Genomic DNA, 16504 nt, shown 5'->3' on the forward strand with positions numbered 1-16504 from the left:
TAGATGGGAGTTCTTTTTTTTTCTGTCTAATAGGTAAATAGACTTCTGGAGCTTATATGTAACAAATCATCTGTGGACATTTCCTAGTTATACTAAACGAAAATGCATGTAATTTTTACGATATGATTGACAACGCTTTCAAAAAGAGTTAACGTAGTTAATATGACGAACAAACTAACTGATTAAAAAGGACCGCGAAGGAGGAAATTAAGATGAAGATTATCAACCCAGTACTGAAAGGATTCAATCCGGACCCTAGCATTTGCAGAGTTGGTGAAGACTATTATATTGCAGTATCTACTTTCGAATGGTTTCCGGGAGTACAAATTCATCATTCTAAAGATTTAGTTAATTGGGAATTAGTTGCACACCCATTACAAAGAGTATCCCAATTAGATATGAAAGGAAATCCTAACTCTGGTGGTGTGTGGGCACCTTGCTTGAGTTATAGTGACGGAAAGTTTTGGCTTATTTACACAGATGTAAAAGTAATAGATGGTGCTTGGAAGGATTGTCATAACTATTTGGTTACTTCTGAAACGGTTGATGGTGATTGGGGAGAGCCAGTAAAATTAAATAGTTCTGGATTTGATGCCTCCTTGTTCCATGATACGGATGGAAAGAAGTATTTGTTAAATATGCTTTGGGACCAACGAATAGATCGTCATCCATTTGGTGGAATTGTGATGCAGGAATATTGCACAGAGCAGAAAAAGTTAATCAATAAACCTCAAAATATCTTTAAAGGTACGGATATTAAATTGACAGAAGCACCGCATCTTTATCATATTGGCGAATATTATTATTTGTTAACTGCAGAAGGTGGAACGGAGTATGAGCATGCAGCAACGATTGCGCGTTCCAAAAACATAGAGGGTCCGTATGAGGTTCATCCAAATAATCCAATTTTAACATCTTGGCACGACCCTAGAAATCCATTGCAAAAATGTGGACATGCGTCTATTATCCAAACACATACAGATGAATGGTATTTAGCCCATTTAACGGGTCGCCCTATTCATCCAGATGATGCGTCAATTATTCAACAAAGAGGATACTGTCCTTTAGGCAGAGAAACAGCTATTCAAAAGCTTGAATGGAGAGATGCCTGGCCATATGTTGTAGGTGGAAAAGAAGGAAGCTTGGAGGTAGAAGCACCAAAGATTCCTGAAACCAAGTTTCCTTCCACCTATCCAGTATTGGATGAATTTACTCAAGATAAGCTAAATATAAATTTTCAAACATTACGTATTCCATTTACAGAACAATTAGGTTCCTTAACGGAAAGACCTAATCATTTACGCTTATTTGGTCAGGAATCATTAACATCCACTTTTACACAGTCTTTTGTAGCTAGACGCTGGCAAAGTCTTCAATTTGAAGCAGAAACAGCAGTAGCTTTTACACCGGAAAATATACAACAGGCTGCCGGATTAGTAAATTACTACAACACAGAAAATTGGACAGCATTACAAATAACATACGATGAAAATCTTGGTCGCATCCTTGATTTAACGGTTTGTGATAACTTCTCGTTCTCCCAGCCACTAAAGGAGAAAATTATTGTCCCAAGTGAAGCGGAATATGTATATTTAAGCGTAACTGTCGAGAATGAAATCTACTACTATTCGTATTCCTTTAATAAAGAAGAGTGGCATAAAATAGATATTAATTTTGAATCTAAGAAATTATCGGACGATTATATTCGCGGAGGAGGCTTCTTCACAGGAGCATTTGTAGGAATGCAATGTCAAGATACAAGCGGCCAAAACATATCAGCAGACTTTAAGTATTTCCGTTATGAAGAAAAAGAGTAAAGCTGCAAGTCTGAGACAAATCAAAATATATAACGGGAAAAGGTGAAAAATCTTTCAAATAGCTATTTAATTTCACTAATTTTCTTTCTTGAAATTTATAAAACTCGAACAATTATACGGAATTTTATGAGCATTTCCGTATAAATTGTTTGGTTTTTTTTATTTGGTTGGAATACCTATGGCCCAGCTTTTTAAATTCTTCTTGAAAGCTCCCTTTTTAGCATGTCGGAAATTTAGACACAAGGATGAATGAAAGTGCTAACATTTAATTTCCTCCTTTAGACGGAAAAACAATATGTTAAGTTGTAAGAGTTTTCATTGTAAGATAAAAGTGTAGTAAATATTAAATAATTCCATTAACAATAAATCATGTTGGAGGTCATTAAAATGAAAAGAATTCTATTAGCTTGTTCATCAGGTATGTCTACAAGTTTACTAGTATCAAAAATGAAAGATGCTGCAAAAGAGAAAGGAATTGAAGCAGAAATTTGGGCTGTTGCTCAAGATAAAGCGCAAACAGATATGGAACGTGCAGATGTACTTTTAATTGGTCCACAAATGCGCTTTTTGAAAAAGAAGCTTGCTGTTGCGGCTGAAACAGTTGGTATTCCATTAGATGTTATTGATCCGGTTGCTTATGGACGTATCGACGGATTAGCAGTATTAAATAAAGCATTAGAATTAATCGAAAATAATAAGTAATCATTTATTTTAAAAATGAAAACACTTACTAATTTAAGGAAGAGAGGATAAACCTTATGAATAAATTTATGGAGGTTTTGGAAAATATTCTGTTGCCAATTGCTGAAAAATTGAATAACAATCGTTATTTAGCAGCGTTACGTGATGGTTTTATGGTTGCCTTGCCGCTAATCATTTTTGGTTCAATTTTTGTTGTAATTGCGAACTTTCCTTTCCTAGATAAATGGATTAGTCCAGAAGCATATACAGCTTACCAAAATGCGTTAGGTCCGGCATCTGCTGCAACTTTAAGTATAATGGGGCTATTTGTAATAATGGGTATAGGATATAAATTGACCCAACATTATGGGCTTGAAGCGATTTATGGTGCAGTAGTGGGGGTAGCATCATTTCTTATCTTAAACCCACAAGAATTAGGGGAAGTAACAGGCGTTATCCCGACTGCTATTCTTGGTGCACAAGGGATGTTCTTAGGAATTTTCACTGCATTTCTTTCTGCAGAGCTATATCGCTTCTTTGTGAAGAAAAACTGGACGATAAAAATGCCTCCTGGTGTTCCAGATTCTGTATCTCGATCATTTAGTGCATTGATTCCGATTACATTAACATTGACAATCTTTTTAATCATTCGTATTCTATTTAGCTTTACACCGTTTGATACAGTACAGAACTTTATTTATACCATTATTCAAGAGCCATTAACTGCTTTAGGTAGTAGTCTGCCAGCAACAATCGTAGTTGTACTATTAATTCAATTATTCTGGTTCTTCGGTTTACATGGTCAGATTATTATGAACTCTGTCCTAGATCCAATTTGGTATGCATTGAATGATCAAAACTTCAGTGCCTTCCAAGCAGGAACAGAGCTTCCAAACGTTGTTACAAAGCAATTTATGGACACGTTCTTAGTTGGTATGGGTGGTACAGGAATGACATTAGGTGTTGTTATCCTTATCTTCTTAATCGGTAAGAGCAGACAAACAAAAGAACTTGGTAAACTAGGTGGTCCAGCAGGGATATTTAACGTAAATGAACCAATTATCTTTGGATTACCAATCATTATGAATCCATTAGTTCTTATTCCTTGGCTATTAGCGCCAGTAGTTGTAACGGTAATTACTTATCTTACAATGTCAGCTGGTATTGTTCCAAAACCTGCAGGAATCATTGTTCCGTGGACAACACCAATTGGTATTAGTGGATTTTTAGCAACAGGTAATGACTTGAGAGGTGCAGCACTTCAAATCTTTAACTTACTTGTTGTAATGGCGATTTGGTGGCCATTCCTAAAAGTATTAGATAAAAATTATTATGAAACAGAAAAACAAGGATAATAAAAGTATAAAATAGAAATTTAAATTTAAGGAAAGGGGTTTTACCTTCGTTAAGTATAAGTGTAAACCCCCTTTGGTATTCGAGAATGGAGTGACAGGGATGGAAACAGATAACAAGATGACAGAAATAGCTTTTCAAATTATTCTTTTTGCTGGAAATGGTCGTTCATGTGCGATGGAAGCAATACAAGAAGCAAAAGAGGGGAATTTTGACGAGGCGGATCGGTTAATAGAAGAGTCAAGTGCAGAACTTGGAAAAGCGCATGGTTTTCAAACGAAATTACTCCAAGAAGAGGCGAGTGGAAATGGAGCAGGTGTGAACGTAATTTTAGTTCACTCTCAAGATCATTTAATGACTGCTATTACTGTTCGCGATTTAGCTACTGAGATAATAGAAATCTATCGTAATAAATAAGTTGGGGGTTTCAAAAAATGACTGTTCAATACAAATTTCCTGAAGGTTTTTGGTGGGGAAGTGCCACATCTGCAACGCAAATTGAAGGTGCAGCAAATGAAGCAGGAAAAGGAAAAAACATTTGGGATCATTGGTATGAGGCAGAGCCAAATCGCTTTTTTGATAATGTAGGACCTGGAAATACTTCTAATTTTTATTATCAATATAAAGAAGATATTCAATTGATGAAGGAAATTGGACATAATTCGTTCCGCCTATCTATTTCGTGGTCTAGATTAATTCCAAACGGACGGGGAGAAGTTAATCCAGAAGCAGTGAGCTTTTATAATAATGTAATTGATGAGCTTCTAGCTAATGGAATTGAGCCATTCGTTACCCTGTATCATTTCGATATGCCATTAGAAATGCAGAATATCGGTGGCTGGGAGAATCGTGAAGTAGTGGATGCATACCAAGCATATGCTTTGCAAGCTTTCCAACTATTTGGTGATCGTGTGAAAAAATGGTTTACATTCAATGAGCCGATTGTTCCTGTTGAAGGTGGATACTTGTACGATTTTCACTATCCGAATATTGTCGACTTTAAAAAGGCAGCACAAGTTGCTTATCATACAGTTTTAGCACATGCAAAAGCTGTCCAAGCTTTCAGGGGTTGGAATAAAGACGAAGACACGAAAATTGGGATTGTCTTAAATTTAACTCCATCTTATCCAAGAAGCCAAAATCCGTACGACTTAAAAGCGGCAAATATTTGTGATTTATTCTTTAATAGAAGCTTCTTAGATCCTGCTGTTCTCGGCGAGTATCCAGAGGAATTGGTAGAAATACTACGTGAACATGGACAAATGCCACATGTAGAACAAGGCGACTTAGAAATAATAAAGGAAAATACAGTGGATATCCTTGGTGTTAACTATTATCAGCCACGCAGAGTAAAAGCAAAAGAGCATTTACCTAATCCATATAGTCCTTTTATGCCAGAATGGTTCTTTGATCCATATGAGATGCCAGGCAGAAAGATGAACCCTTATCGTGGCTGGGAAATTTACGAAAAAGGAATTTACGATATCATGGTGAATTTAAAGGAAAACTACGGAAATGTAGAGTCCTTTATTTCTGAAAATGGCATGGGAGTTCAAGACGAAGAGCGTTTCTTGAAAGACGGACAAATTCAAGACGACTATCGAATTGAATTCATTGAAGGCCATTTACAATGGTTGCATAAATCCTTAGAAGAAGGCTGCAATGTAAAAGGATATCATCTATGGACATTCATGGATAATTGGTCTTGGTCTAATGCCTATAAAAATCGCTATGGTTTTATTTCAGTAGACATAAAGACACAACAAAGAACGCCAAAGAAAAGTGCCCACTGGTTTAAAAATGTAGCAAAAAATAATGGGTTTTAAAGAATTTTCTTATCCATCACATAATGGACAAAAGATCTCGTCTATTGCTAATGAGAACTCGAGGGATTGGTTGGGAGTTCCATTGTTTGAATGGCGCAACTAACTAACCATCAGTTCGTGTCAGCCTAACTGATGGAAGGTTCACTTTATCATTTCTGATAAAAAATTTTCAAGATATAAAGGATAGGTTCTGATCAAGGATTAAGATCAGAACCTTTTTGAGTAAGAATGTTTTTTGAATAGAATAATACCTCAAAAATTATTGAGCGACCAAGCTCCTATGAAATAACAAGGGAATAACAAGCAACTTACCTTGTTATAATAGCTGGAAGGAATTATATTTATATAGTATTAATGTAAATTTATAAAGGAAGGAGACTTTATTTTGTTAAGCTCCCGAATGAAACAAGTTTTACGTGAATTATTGGCAGCGGATACACCTGTTACAGGCGAATATTTAGCTACTGTTAATCATGTTACTGCTCGAACAACGAGAGAAGATATTAAAAATTTAGATGCGCTATTAAACAATCATGGTGCCAAAATAATCTCTGTTATATCCAAAGGCTATACATTAGAAATTTGGGATAAGCCTGTCTTCCAACAATACTTACATTCAATCTTTGTAGAAAACACTCTGTCTCATGTTAGTATTCCTAAAACACCTGAGGATAGGGTTACCTATATTATTATCCGTTTTTTATTAAATGACCATTATCTTAAATTGGATGATCTTGCAGATGAATTATTTGTAAGTAAGTCTACGATTCAACAAGATATTAAAAATGTGAAAGAGATTCTGCAAAAATATGACATTACACTTGAGGCAAGACCAAATTATGGACTTAAGGCAGTAGGGGATGAAATAAAGGTTCGTTTTTGTTTATCAGAATATGTACTTGATCGAAAAAAACAGTCAACCAATACAATTGACAGCCCGCTTCCTTCCATTTTTGACGACGAGAATATGGAAGCTATTCAAGAAATTATTTTAAGACAAATAAAGAAGTACCAAATAACCCTTTCTGATATTGCTATAAATAATTTATTCATTCACATTGTCATTGCTCGAAAACGAATTATTAGTGGTCATTATGTGGCGATATTCCATGCAGATATGGATGAGATTGAACAACAAAGGGAATATCATGTGGCAAATGAAATTGCAAAAGAAGTAGAGGAACTATATCAAATTAAGTTTCCGCAAGCAGAAATAGCCTATATTGCCATGCATTTACTTGGAACAAAGCTAGTTACCCAGAAAAAAGGTCATATTGATCATGTGATTGAGGATGATATTCTTCAGTTAGTTGATTTTGTCTTGGCAAAGATGGAAGAAAAACTCGATTTAGGGATTTCGATGGATGAAGAGCTTATCTTTGGCATGAGCATGCATTTGAAGCCAGCTGTTAATCGAATCAAGTATGGCATGAATATTAGAAATCCGATGTTGCAAGAGATTAAGAACAATTATCCACTTGCCTATGAGGCGGGAATTATTGCAGGACTGGCAATTAAAGAGTATACAGAAATTGAAATGGATGAGAATGAGATTGGCTATTTAGCTTTGCATATCGGTGCGGCAATGGAAAGAAAAAAATTACATTCAGGTCCAAAGCGCTGTCTTGTAGTTTGTGCTTCTGGCTTAGGAACAGCACAGTTAATTTATTACCGATTAAAATCTTATTTTGGAAGCAACTTAGAAGTGATTGGGACAACCGAATATTATATGCTTGATCAATATAATTTAAATGAGATTGATTTTATTGTAAGCTCCATTCCAATCAAGGAAAGCTTTGCTGTACCTGTGATAGAGGTAAATGCGATTCTAAAGGAAAGTGATTTAAAAGCAATTGAAAAATTTATTTTAACGCATAGTAATCATCAGCCAATGGAATCATTTTTCCTTCAAGATCTTGTCTTCTTTAAGCAAGCATTTCATACAAAAGAGGAAGTATTAGCCTTTTTACATGGACAATTAATGGAGCAAGGTTTTGTGGGTAAAGCCTTTTTAGAAGCAGTATATGAACGGGAAAAAGTGGCCCCAACCTCTTATGGGAATTTGGTTGCAATCCCACATCCAATTACTCCGCAGACAGAAAAAACATTTTTATGTGTTTGCACGTTAGAAAAGCCCATTGACTGGAATAACAATCCGGTGCAAATTGTCTTCTTGCTATGTGTGAAAAGAAATAGTCAGGAAGACTTGCAAGAAATGTATGATGTCCTTGGGAAATTTATCGAGGATCATTCGGGCGTTCATAAAATATTAAAAGCAAGCTCTTATGAGGAATTTTTACGAATAATGAAAGAAGCATAAATAAGAGGAAGTATGCACTTAAAAAATAGTTTAAAAAAAGTGGGAATCTACCTTTTCGGTAATATTCCCACTTTTTAAATAGCTTTTTTCTTATTCTGCTACGTCAGCCCACTTATACTCATAAGTTGCTCCAAATGGATTTACGAATACGTTTTGAACTTTTGGTGAAATTAGTTGTGCTCTAGATGCTTGGTAAACAGGTGCAATTGGTGCATCTTCAAATAATAATTTCTCTGCTTTTAGGAAATTTTCATAACGAGCAACATTATCTGTTGCATATTTTGTTGCAGTATCGCTAACTAACTGATCATATTCTTTATTGGAATATCCAGTTTTATTGTTTCCTCCGTCTGTAATCCACAGGTTCATGAATGTATATGGATCAAGGAAGTCTGGACCCCATCTAGAAAGTTGAAGCTCATATTGCATATTAGTATCTAAGTCAAGTCGTTGCTCTTTTGGAACTTGTTTGATGTTAACTGTTAGTCCTTCTAAGTTTGTTGATAGCTGATTAGCAACATATTGGATTAATGTTTTTGTTGTCGCATCATCATCTGCTAAAAACTCAAGCTCTACTTTATCAGTACCTAACTCTTCTAAACCTTTTGCCCAGTATTCTTTAGCTGCTTCTAAATCATAGGATACAAGATCGCCGCTAACTTCACGGAAGTCTTCTCCAGTTTCTGGCATTGGAGTGAAGTCTGTTGGAACAAGTCCATCCGCTACGATAGAACCGTTATTTAAGATTTCGTTAACTAAAGCCTCTTTGTCAAATGCGCGGCTAATAGCTAGACGAATATTTTGGTTTGCTAAAGCCTCAGATGTTGTTTGGTTAAATTTAAGGAAGTAGACAAATGTATCTGCTGAAACCACATAATTCTCATCTGTTGAATATTGGTCAACTAAATCAGATGTAAGATCCATACGGTCAACAGATCCCTTTTCATATAAGTTAAGTGCTGTTTGTGGATCTTTTACTACTTCAAATGTTAATTTATCCATTTGAACTGTGCTTGCATCCCAATAATTATCGTTCTTTGCAAGTACCCATGAATTACTTGTGCTATCCCAATCGGACATTGTGTAAGGTCCGTTTGCTAATAGGCTTTCAGAACTTGTTGCAAAGCTATCCCCTTTTTCCTCCACAAACTTTTGATTAAGTGGTAAGAATGTGCCGAATGTAGTTAATGTTTCAAAATAAGGAGTTGGGTTTTCTAATTCTACAACAAGTGTATAATCTCCATCAGCTTTTACTCCTAGTTGGTCAACAGCAAGTTCACCACTGCTGATAGCAGAAGCATTTTTGATTACGCCATTCATCATATATGGACCATATTCTGATCCAGTATCAGGATTGACAGCACGTTGCCATGCGTAAACAAAGTCATTTGCTGTAACTGGCTCTCCATTTGACCACTTAGCATCTTCTCTTAATGTAAAAGTCCAAGTTAAACCATCTTCACTAACGGAATGCTTTGTAGCAATACCAGGTGATGGTTGTGTATCTTTATCTAAGCGGTAAAGACCTTCCATAGTAGCTCCTAAATAGATAAATGAAGATTCATCTGTAGCTAAAGATGGATCCATTGATGGAATGGCCTCAGGATTTAAAAAGTTAAGGACCTTTTCGCCGGAATTTTTTTCATTGTCGTCTGCATCTGTAGAAACGTTGGTATTATCACCAGAGCATGCTGCTAATACACTTAGCACAAATGCGAAAGTGAGAAGTAATAACCAATTTTTTCGCTTCATGAAGTATTCCCCCTGTTATTTATGTTTGTTAATTCTGAATATTGTATATGTAAAGAACATTCAAAACTATAAAAATGATTATACCTATTAAATAGTCAATTTGTAAAGTATTGTTGGATAATTATTGAAGAGATTAATATATTTGGGGATGATTTCTTTGTTTTTATTGCATAGTGTGTTTTTTTATTTAGAAAAAAATAAGATACTAGAAAATATGGTATGATAGAATTGGAAAATAGTTTGTAAACTATTCAAAATGTGTAAATCTATGAGCGAATTGATAGGGAGGAAATAAGAATTAATGGAATGGAAGAATTTATATAGAGGCTTTATTATGGGAATTAGTGATTTAATACCTGGTGTGAGTGGTGGAACAATTGCCGTCATTTTGGGTATTTATGATCGTTTGCTAGATGCCATCAGTGGTTTTTTTAGTAAACGCTGGAAAGAGCAATTAGGTTTTTTAATACCGTTAGCGGTCGGAATGGGTACTGCTCTTTTATTGTTAAGCAGATTGATTGAATTTTTATTGGAAAATTATCATGAGCCAACACAATTCTTTTTTATTGGATTAATCATTGGTGTCATTCCACTTATGCTTAAGCAGGCACAGCCGAAAAAAAACTTTGGTTCCCGACATTATATTATTCTAGCATTAGCGGCTATTCTAATTGCTTCAATGGCTTTTTTAAACCCAGAAAAGACTACCGAACCAATAACCTCTTTATCTTTATTATCGGTCATTGGGTTATTTTTCTCTGGCTGGCTTGCTAGTATGGCAATGTTGCTTCCTGGAATTAGTGGCTCGTTTATTTTACTGCTGCTTGGTGTATATTCAACAGCCATTAATGCATTATCTACATTAAATATCCCAGTAATCTTGGTTATTGGACTTGGTGCAGTAGTTGGATTTATTGGAAGTAGTAAAGGGATTAAATATTCACTATCCCATTTTCCGCATATCACTTATGCAATCATTATAGGGCTAATTCTTGGCTCCCTTTTCGTTGTTTTTCCAGGAATGGTTACAGGAATAACAACCCTTATATTCTGCTTGATTACTTTTATATTAGGCCTTAGTGTAACAATGCTTTTTGGTTCGGAAAAAAAGCTTATTAAAGGAAAATCTGATAAATAATAACAGATTAACGTTTATAGGAAAGAGAGAGATTGGATGAAATATCGCAAAGCGACTGTTGACGATATCAACTTGCTAGTGGAAATGAGGAAAATTCAATTAGTTGATGAAGGAATTAAAGCTGATAAAGATATTGATAACGAGCTGAAAACTTTCTTTCAGAAGAAATTAGCTGAAGGAACTCTTATTCAATGGGTAGTAGAGGTAGAGGAGCAAAACGAGATCATAGCAACAGGAGCAATTGTTATTTATGACTTTCCTCCTTCCTATACTAATAAGAGTGGAAAAAAAGCTTATGTAACCAATATGTATACGAAAAATGATTATCGTGGAAAAGGAATTGCTACAAGTCTATTAACAAAATTAGTAGACGAAGCCAAAAACTTAAACATTACGAAAATGTGGCTAGGCGCTTCAAAGCTTGGTAGACCTGTTTATAAGAAGTTCGGCTTTAAGGAAACAGATGAGTGGATGGAGTTGGAGCTATAAAGAGAAAAAGGCTGTCCTGCTTTAGAGGGCAGTTTTTTTTAATTGTTGAGGGGTTTTTTATCAACAGTTTGTATGCGAGAGTGGAGTTTGATTAAAGACCGTTTTGTTAGGAAAAGGGAGGAAAGTAACAGAGAAAGCTAGCTCAGCAAAGAAATTTGCTAAAACAATCCACAACCTTAATCAAAATTTACAAAATAAAAGGAGCCTCCCAAAAAAGGAGGCTCCTTATCAAAATCTATTAATTACGAATCAAATAATCAAAAGCACCTAAAGAAGCAGTTGCACCTGAACCCATAGAAATAATGATTTGCTTATAAGCACTGTCTGTACAATCTCCAGCTGCAAATACACCTGGTAGGCTTGTAGCGCCATGCTTATCAACAAGAATTTCACCCATTCTATTACGTTCAACAGTACCTTCTAACCAATCTGTATTAGGAACAAGACCGATTTGAACGAATACACCTGCAAGCTCGACATGTTTTTCTTCGCCTGTTTCACGTTCAATATAAGTAATACCGTCAACTTTATCAGTACCAGTAATTTCTTTTGTTTGAACATTTTTAAGAACTGTTACATTTGGTAGGCTATAAAGACGCTCTTGTAAAACAGAGTCAGCTTTTAATTCTGACATGAATTCAAGCACTGTTACGTGTTTCACAATTCCTGCCAAGTCAATAGCAGCTTCAATTCCTGAGTTACCGCCACCAATTACAGCAACATCTTTTCCAGTGAATAATGGTCCATCACAGTGTGGGCAATATGCTACACCTTTGTTCTTAAATTCTGCTTCACCAGGTACGCCAACATTGCGCCAGCGAGCGCCAGTTGATAGAATAACAGATTTACTTTTAAGTACCGCACCATTTTCTAACTCGATTTCTATTAAATCTTTTTTCTCTAGGCGTTTAGCACGTTGAAGGTTCATAACATCAATGTTATATTCTTTGACATGTTCTTCTAAACTAGCAGCAAGTTTTGGACCTTCTGTTTGTTTCACACTAATGAAGTTTTCGATAGCTAAAGTGTCCATAATTTGACCACCGAAGCGCTCTGCAACAATACCTGTGCGAATTCCTTTACGAGCAGCATAGATTGCAGCGCTTGCTCCAGCAGGACCACCACCGACTACTAATACATCAAAAGGATCTTTGTCAGCAAATTCAGAAGCATCAGCTGTGCTACCCATTTTTGCTAAAATTTCTTCTAATGACATACGACCACTGCCGAATGATTCTCCATTAAGGAAAACAGTAGGGACAGCCATGATATCCTTGCTTTCTACTTCTTCTTTGAAAGCTGCCCCATCAATCATTGTATGTGTGATGCCAGGGTTTAATAGACTCATCACATTCAATGCTTGCACAACATCAGGACAGTTATGGCAAGTTAAGCTAATGTAAGATTCAAAGCGATATTCACCTTTGATTGCTTTAATTTGATCGATTGCTTTTTGGTCTACTTTAGGAGCTCTACCACTTACTTGAAGTAAAGCCAATACTAAGGAAGTAAATTCATGACCAAGAGGGATACCGGCAAAAGTGATTCCAGTGTCCTCACCGACACGATTTACACTAAAGCTTGGTGTTCTCTCTAATTGGGTATTTTCTACTTTAATGTATGAAGACATGGTAGCTAGTTCATCAACTAGTGCTAGCATGTCGCGGGAAACATCATCAGAACCCGCGCTAACCTTAAGAACCACATCGCCTTCCATCATTTGCAGATATTGATTCAGTTGCCCTTTTATCTCATTATCTAATAACATATAGAGCCACTCCCTTAAATTTTACCAACAAGGTCTAGGCTTGGCTTAAGTGTTGTGCTACCTTCTTGCCATTTTGCTGGGCAAACTTCACCTGGATTGTTGCGAACATATTGTGCAGCTTTAATTTTGTTTACAAGTGTGCTAGCGTCACGGCCGATGCCATCTGCGTTGATTTCAACAGCTTGGATTTTACCATCTGGATCGATAATGAACGTTCCGCGATCTGCAAGACCAGCTTCTTCATTTAGAATTTCGAAATCACGAGAGATTTTTTGCGTTGGGTCACCAATCATGATGTATTCGATTTTACCGATAGCATCTGAATGATCATGCCATGCTTTATGTGTGAAATGAGTGTCTGTAGAAACAGAGTACACTTCTACACCAAGGTCTTTTAATGTAGCATATTCATTTTGTAAGTCTTCTAGTTCAGTTGGGCAAACGAAAGTGAAATCAGCTGGGTAGAAACAGAAAATGCTCCATTTACCTTTTAAGTTTTCTTCTGTTACTTCAATAAATTCACCTTTTTGAAATGCTTGAGCTTTAAACGGCGCAACTTCTCTTCCAATAATTGACATCTTTTAAATTCCTCCTATTATGAATAAAATTTATTACTAGTTTAGACGAATAATCCAAACTTATGCAAATAATAATTATTACAATTCAACATTTATTATTATATAAACCTAATTATTTTGTCAAGGATAAGATAGAACTTAATAATAATTATTTTAATTTTTATATACCATATTTCTCGCTTCCTTTTGTAAAAAGTAGATAACATTCGTATGAAATTTAAGTTATTTTTGTTGCATATTCAGTGATTTTCATTTGTTAAGGGTTTTTCTCAATTAAGGACCATTAACAAAATTTATTCGTAAAAGTCTTTCCCTCTACTAAACTTGTAGAAGGAATTTTAATCGTTTTAGTAGAAAACAGTATATAATAATTTTCGATAATTTAAAAAATTAAGTTATTTTATGGCGGGAAGGAAGTTTAAGATGAAACTAACATCTAGGGAAATGGAAAAATTAATGATTGTAGTTGCTGCAGATCTTGCCCGTCGCCGGCAAGGTAGAGGCTTGAAATTAAATTATCCAGAATCGATTGCCATTATTACATATGAAGTCTTAGAGGGTGCGAGAGACGGCAAAACAGTAGCAGAGCTGATGCAATATGGAGCAACTATATTGAAAAGAGAGGATGTAATGGAAGGCATCCCGGAAATGATCCCAGATATACAGGTAGAGGCAACCTTTCCTGATGGAACGAAGCTTGTTACCGTTCATAATCCCATACGATAAAGGAGAAGTGCAATGATTCCTGGTGAATACGTTTTGAAAAAGGAAGAAATTATTTGCAATGAAGGAAAAAATGCTATCACAGTAAAAGTGCTAAATAAAGGAGATCGTCCCGTTCAGGTTGGTTCTCATTTTCACTTTTATGAAGTAAATAATTCCTTGCAGTTTAGTAGAGAGGAGGCAGTTGGAATGCATTTAAATATCCCAGCCGGTACTGCTGTCCGCTTTGAACCAGGAGACGAAAAGGAAGTGCAGCTTGTTCCCTTTTCAGGGCAGAGAAAGGTCTATGGTTTAAATAATCTAACAAACGGTTTGGTATAAGAGATTGCGAGAAAGGAGGCTTATTAATGAGTTTTCGGATGACGAGAAATCAATATGCAGATATGTTTGGCCCAACAGTTGGAGACGCTATTCGCTTAGCAGATACAGAACTTTTTTTAGAGATAGAAAAAGACTACACGATATACGGAGATGAAGTAAAGTTTGGTGGGGGAAAAGTAATACGTGACGGGATGGGACAGCACCCGCTGGCTACACGGAAGGATACGGTTGACCTTGTCCTAACAAATGCCATTATTCTTGATTACACAGGAATATATAAGGCGGATATTGGCGTAAAAGATGGGAAAATTACAGCAATCGGAAAAGCTGGAAATCCTTTGTTGATGGATAATGTCAATATTGTGATTGGAGCTGCTACAGAAGTAATTGCCGCAGAAGGAAAGATAGTTACGGCTGGTGGGATTGATGCACATATCCATTTTATCTGTCCTCAACAAATAGAAACGGCCCTTAGTTCAGGAGTTACTACAATGATTGGTGGAGGTACTGGTCCTGCAACAGGAACGAATGCAACGACATGTACACCGGGAGCTTGGAATATTCATCGTATGCTTGAGGCAGCAGAAGCCTTTCCGATGAATTTAGGGTTTCTTGGAAAAGGAAATGCATCAAGTGAAGACGCGTTGGCAGAGCAAATTGAAGCAGGAGCGATAGGCTTGAAGCTGCATGAGGATTGGGGGACTACAGCTGCAGCTATTGATACAAGTTTAAAAGTTGCGGATAAATATGATGTGCAGGTAGCGATACATACAGATACTTTAAATGAAGGCGGCTTTGTTGAAGATACCATTGCTGCCATTGATGGACGAGTAATCCATACTTATCATACAGAAGGCGCAGGTGGGGGCCACGCACCAGACATTATAAAGGCAGCTAGTTATTCGAATATTTTGCCATCTTCTACAAATCCAACAAGACCTTATACGATAAATACACTGGAAGAGCATTTAGATATGCTGATGGTTTGTCATCACTTAGATCCATCGGTTCCGGAAGATATTGCATTTGCTGATTCTCGTATTCGCAAAGAAACCATTGCAGCAGAAGATATTCTTCATGACTTAGGCATCTTCAGCATGATTTCATCAGACTCTCAAGCTATGGGAAGGATAGGGGAAGTAATTACTAGAACATGGCAAACGGCGGATAAGATGAAAAAGCAAAGAGGGAAACTGGAGGAAGACAAGGGAGTTGGCGACAACTTTCGTCTAAAGCGATATGTATCAAAATATACGATTAATCCAGCAATTGTTCATGGAATTTCTGATTATGTTGGATCCATTGAAGTAGGAAAATTAGCTGATTTAGTTGTATGGGATCCTGCTTTCTTTGGAGTGAAACCGGATCTTATTTTAAAAGGAGGATTAATTGCACATAGCATAATGGGGGATCCAAATGCTAGTATTCCCACACCACAGCCTGTTTTTTATCGGCCGATGTTTGCAAGTTTCGGTCGTGCAAAATATCAAACCTCGATGACATTTGTTTCAAAAGCAGCCTATGAAAAAGGAATTCATCAAGCGCTTAATTTGCAAAAAATAGTTAAGCCTGTTGCTGGAATAAGAAAATTAAAAAAAGCAGATATGCTTTTTAACGGAGAGACGCCAACCATTGAAGTTGATCCGCAAACCTATGAAGTAAAGGTGAATGGAAAGCTTGCGACATGCGAGCCAGCAAAGACGCTGCCAATGGCACAGCGATATTTTTTATTTTGAGG

14 protein-coding genes are annotated in these 16504 nt (G+C 36.3%); 11 read left to right on the forward strand and 3 right to left on the reverse strand.

Annotated elements, in window-relative coordinates:
- The first annotated feature begins 212 nt into the window (after nt 1-212).
- From xynB to ACTNDN_RS03920, 6 genes are all read left to right on the forward strand, one after another.
- Entirely contained in the window at nt 213-1817 is a 1605-nt protein-coding gene (xynB, locus tag ACTNDN_RS03895) for a xylan 1,4-beta-xylosidase (RefSeq protein ID WP_031535458.1), read from the forward strand.
- Between the two features lie 387 nt (nt 1818-2204).
- Nucleotides 2205-2519 carry a PTS sugar transporter subunit IIB gene (locus tag ACTNDN_RS03900; protein WP_031535456.1) on the forward strand — a complete coding sequence of 105 codons (315 nt, stop codon included), beginning with the start codon at nt 2205-2207 and terminating at the stop codon, nt 2517-2519.
- A 56-nt stretch (nt 2520-2575) separates the two neighbouring features.
- Nucleotides 2576-3853: a PTS cellobiose transporter subunit IIC gene (gene celB, locus ACTNDN_RS03905; RefSeq protein WP_031535455.1), complete on the forward strand. Its 1278-nt coding sequence runs from the start codon at nt 2576-2578 to the stop codon at nt 3851-3853.
- A 100-nt stretch (nt 3854-3953) separates the two neighbouring features.
- Nucleotides 3954-4268, forward strand: coding sequence for a PTS lactose/cellobiose transporter subunit IIA (locus tag ACTNDN_RS03910; RefSeq protein WP_035416035.1), 315 nt, complete (start codon nt 3954-3956; stop codon nt 4266-4268).
- Between the two features lie 17 nt (nt 4269-4285).
- Nucleotides 4286-5677 (forward strand): glycoside hydrolase family 1 protein, encoded by a 1392-nt coding sequence (locus ACTNDN_RS03915; protein ID WP_048718634.1) that lies wholly within the window; start codon nt 4286-4288, stop codon nt 5675-5677.
- A 385-nt stretch (nt 5678-6062) separates the two neighbouring features.
- Nucleotides 6063-7997 carry a BglG family transcription antiterminator gene (locus ACTNDN_RS03920; RefSeq protein ID WP_349204531.1) on the forward strand — a complete coding sequence of 645 codons (1935 nt, stop codon included), beginning with the start codon at nt 6063-6065 and terminating at the stop codon, nt 7995-7997.
- 90 nt (nt 7998-8087) lie between these two features.
- Here the strand turns inward: ACTNDN_RS03920 and ACTNDN_RS03925 are convergent, their stop codons facing one another.
- A complete protein-coding gene (locus ACTNDN_RS03925; protein WP_109768069.1) occupies nt 8088-9749 on the reverse strand; it encodes a peptide ABC transporter substrate-binding protein in 1662 nt (553 codons plus the stop codon).
- A gap of 301 nt (nt 9750-10050) precedes the next feature.
- Here ACTNDN_RS03925 and ACTNDN_RS03930 point away from each other — a divergent pair, with 301 nt between their 5' ends.
- Both ACTNDN_RS03930 and ACTNDN_RS03935 read left to right on the forward strand, forming a co-directional pair.
- Nucleotides 10051-10887, forward strand: a complete 837-nt coding sequence (locus tag ACTNDN_RS03930; protein WP_048718642.1) for a DUF368 domain-containing protein — start codon at nt 10051-10053, stop codon at nt 10885-10887.
- Between the two features lie 36 nt (nt 10888-10923).
- Complete coding sequence (locus tag ACTNDN_RS03935) at nt 10924-11376, forward strand: GNAT family N-acetyltransferase (protein WP_031535442.1); 453 nt, start codon at nt 10924-10926, stop codon at nt 11374-11376.
- Between the two features lie 238 nt (nt 11377-11614).
- Here ACTNDN_RS03935 and ahpF read toward each other — a convergent pair whose 3' ends face one another.
- Both ahpF and ahpC read right to left on the reverse strand, forming a co-directional pair.
- Complete coding sequence (gene ahpF, locus ACTNDN_RS03940) at nt 11615-13144, reverse strand: alkyl hydroperoxide reductase subunit F (RefSeq protein WP_031535440.1); 1530 nt, start codon at nt 13142-13144, stop codon at nt 11615-11617.
- 14 nt (nt 13145-13158) lie between these two features.
- A complete protein-coding gene (ahpC, locus tag ACTNDN_RS03945) occupies nt 13159-13722 on the reverse strand; it encodes an alkyl hydroperoxide reductase subunit C (RefSeq protein WP_031535438.1) in 564 nt (187 codons plus the stop codon).
- Between the two features lie 423 nt (nt 13723-14145).
- Between ahpC and ACTNDN_RS03950 the strand changes: the two genes are divergently transcribed.
- The 3 genes from ACTNDN_RS03950 to ureC are packed head-to-tail and all read left to right on the forward strand — an operon-like array spanning nt 14146 to nt 16502.
- Nucleotides 14146-14448 carry an urease subunit gamma gene (locus ACTNDN_RS03950; RefSeq protein ID WP_031535436.1) on the forward strand — a complete coding sequence of 101 codons (303 nt, stop codon included), beginning with the start codon at nt 14146-14148 and terminating at the stop codon, nt 14446-14448.
- A gap of 12 nt (nt 14449-14460) precedes the next feature.
- On the forward strand, nt 14461-14766 hold the full coding sequence (locus tag ACTNDN_RS03955) for an urease subunit beta (protein WP_031535434.1): 306 nt from the start codon (nt 14461-14463) through the stop codon (nt 14764-14766).
- 26 nt (nt 14767-14792) lie between these two features.
- On the forward strand, nt 14793-16502 hold the full coding sequence (ureC, locus tag ACTNDN_RS03960; RefSeq protein ID WP_031535432.1) for an urease subunit alpha: 1710 nt from the start codon (nt 14793-14795) through the stop codon (nt 16500-16502).
- Nucleotides 16503-16504 lie beyond the last annotated feature (2 nt).

It is taken from the genome of Niallia sp. HCP3S3_B10 (genome assembly GCF_052064465.1).
Lineage (GTDB): Bacteria > Bacillota > Bacilli > Bacillales > Cytobacillaceae > Niallia > Niallia hominis.

Excerpts from the sequence above, each read along its gene's own strand:
- xynB (WP_031535458.1), top strand. The coding sequence starts at position 213 with ATGAAGATTATCAACCCAGTACTGAAAGGATTCAATCCGGACCCTAGC.
- ACTNDN_RS03900 (WP_031535456.1), top strand. The coding sequence starts at position 2,205 with ATGAAAAGAATTCTATTAGCTTGTTCATCAGGTATGTCTACAAGTTTA.
- celB (WP_031535455.1), top strand. The coding sequence starts at position 2,576 with ATGAATAAATTTATGGAGGTTTTGGAAAATATTCTGTTGCCAATTGCT.
- ACTNDN_RS03910 (WP_035416035.1), top strand. The coding sequence starts at position 3,954 with ATGGAAACAGATAACAAGATGACAGAAATAGCTTTTCAAATTATTCTT.
- ACTNDN_RS03915 (WP_048718634.1), top strand. The coding sequence starts at position 4,286 with ATGACTGTTCAATACAAATTTCCTGAAGGTTTTTGGTGGGGAAGTGCC.
- ACTNDN_RS03925 (WP_109768069.1), bottom strand. The coding sequence starts at position 9,749 with ATGAAGCGAAAAAATTGGTTATTACTTCTCACTTTCGCATTTGTGCTA.
- ACTNDN_RS03930 (WP_048718642.1), top strand. The coding sequence starts at position 10,051 with ATGGAATGGAAGAATTTATATAGAGGCTTTATTATGGGAATTAGTGAT.
- ACTNDN_RS03935 (WP_031535442.1), top strand. The coding sequence starts at position 10,924 with ATGAAATATCGCAAAGCGACTGTTGACGATATCAACTTGCTAGTGGAA.
- ahpF (WP_031535440.1), bottom strand. The coding sequence starts at position 13,144 with ATGTTATTAGATAATGAGATAAAAGGGCAACTGAATCAATATCTGCAA.
- ahpC (WP_031535438.1), bottom strand. The coding sequence starts at position 13,722 with ATGTCAATTATTGGAAGAGAAGTTGCGCCGTTTAAAGCTCAAGCATTT.
- ACTNDN_RS03950 (WP_031535436.1), top strand. The coding sequence starts at position 14,146 with ATGAAACTAACATCTAGGGAAATGGAAAAATTAATGATTGTAGTTGCT.
- ACTNDN_RS03955 (WP_031535434.1), top strand. The coding sequence starts at position 14,461 with ATGATTCCTGGTGAATACGTTTTGAAAAAGGAAGAAATTATTTGCAAT.
- ureC (WP_031535432.1), top strand. The coding sequence starts at position 14,793 with ATGAGTTTTCGGATGACGAGAAATCAATATGCAGATATGTTTGGCCCA.